The organism is Cellulomonas sp. JH27-2, from assembly GCF_014837175.1.
In the GTDB taxonomy this organism is placed as follows: Bacteria; Actinomycetota; Actinomycetes; order Actinomycetales; family Cellulomonadaceae; genus Cellulomonas.
The window spans coordinates 2,712-4,577 of record NZ_JACYFR010000007.1 but is presented as its reverse complement, the minus strand read 5'-3'; the positions used below and the strand labels follow the sequence as shown (position 1 = coordinate 4,577).

At 58.0% G+C, this 1,866-nt stretch carries 2 rRNA genes (1 of these 2 cut by a window edge); both read left to right on the top strand.

From position 1 onward, the window contains the following. Positions 1-223: 223 nt before the first annotated feature. Positions 224-1,743: ribosomal RNA gene (locus tag IC607_RS17175) — 16S ribosomal RNA — on the top strand. 39 nt (positions 1,744-1,782) lie between these two features. Further along, positions 1,783-1,866, top strand: a 23S ribosomal RNA gene (locus IC607_RS17170) (it continues 2,471 nt past the right edge of the window). The 16S and 23S rRNA genes sit together here, the layout of an rRNA operon.

Below are 1,866 nucleotides of genomic sequence, written 5' to 3'. Positions count from 1 at the left end.
GCGTCTGTTCCTTGAGAACTCAACAGTGTGCCAAGTAGTCGATGCCATATGGCCTGTCTTTGATGGGTCTTGGTTGAGACTGAAGGATCGGTCCCACCCCGTGGGGTTGCCGGTTCTTTATATTCAGCCGAATCTGATTGGTTGCGCTCTTCGTCAGTGGGGAGTGTGGCCGTTTCGTTTGTCGGTTGCTGCGCTGCTTCGGTGGTGTGGTGCCATGTAGACATTAACGGAGAGTTTGATTCTGGCTCAGGACGAACGCTGGCGGCGTGCTTAACACATGCAAGTCGAACGGTGACGGCCAGCTTGCTGGTCTGATCAGTGGCGAACGGGTGAGTAACACGTGAGCAACCTGCCCTTCACTCTGGGATAAGCCTTGGAAACGAGGTCTAATACCGGATATGACATCCCCGGGCATCCGGAGGGTGTGGAAAGTTTTTCGGTGAGGGATGGGCTCGCGGCCTATCAGCTTGTTGGTGGGGTAATGGCCTACCAAGGCGACGACGGGTAGCCGGCCTGAGAGGGCGACCGGCCACACTGGGACTGAGACACGGCCCAGACTCCTACGGGAGGCAGCAGTGGGGAATATTGCACAATGGGCGCAAGCCTGATGCAGCGACGCCGCGTGAGGGATGACGGCCTTCGGGTTGTAAACCTCTTTCAGCAGGGAAGAAGCGCAAGTGACGGTACCTGCAGAAGAAGCGCCGGCTAACTACGTGCCAGCAGCCGCGGTAATACGTAGGGCGCAAGCGTTGTCCGGAATTATTGGGCGTAAAGAGCTCGTAGGCGGTTTGTCGCGTCTGCTGTGAAAACTCGAGGCTCAACCTCGGGCTTGCAGTGGGTACGGGCAGACTAGAGTGCGGTAGGGGTGACTGGAATTCCTGGTGTAGCGGTGGAATGCGCAGATATCAGGAGGAACACCGATGGCGAAGGCAGGTCACTGGGCCGCAACTGACGCTGAGGAGCGAAAGCATGGGGAGCGAACAGGATTAGATACCCTGGTAGTCCATGCCGTAAACGTTGGGCACTAGGTGTGGGGCTCATTCCACGAGTTCCGTGCCGCAGCAAACGCATTAAGTGCCCCGCCTGGGGAGTACGGCCGCAAGGCTAAAACTCAAAGAAATTGACGGGGGCCCGCACAAGCGGCGGAGCATGCGGATTAATTCGATGCAACGCGAAGAACCTTACCAAGGCTTGACATACACCGGAAACTTCCAGAGATGGTTGCCCCGCAAGGTCGGTGTACAGGTGGTGCATGGTTGTCGTCAGCTCGTGTCGTGAGATGTTGGGTTAAGTCCCGCAACGAGCGCAACCCTCGTCCTATGTTGCCAGCGGGTCATGCCGGGGACTCATAGGAGACTGCCGGGGTCAACTCGGAGGAAGGTGGGGATGACGTCAAATCATCATGCCCCTTATGTCTTGGGCTTCACGCATGCTACAATGGCCGGTACAAAGGGCTGCGATACCGCAAGGTGGAGCGAATCCCAAAAAGCCGGTCTCAGTTCGGATTGGGGTCTGCAACTCGACCCCATGAAGTCGGAGTCGCTAGTAATCGCAGATCAGCAACGCTGCGGTGAATACGTTCCCGGGCCTTGTACACACCGCCCGTCAAGTCACGAAAGTCGGTAACACCCGAAGCCGGTGGCCCAACCCTTGTGGAGGGAGCTGTCGAAGGTGGGACTGGCGATTGGGACTAAGTCGTAACAAGGTAGCCGTACCGGAAGGTGCGGCTGGATCACCTCCTTTCTAAGGAGCATCTGGCAGCCAGCTCGCCTGTCATGGGTGGGTGGGGTTGTCCAGGCCCACGCTCGCGGCGAACGATCGCGAGGTGGTGCTCGAGGGTGGAACATCGACTACTGGCCGGCTTTG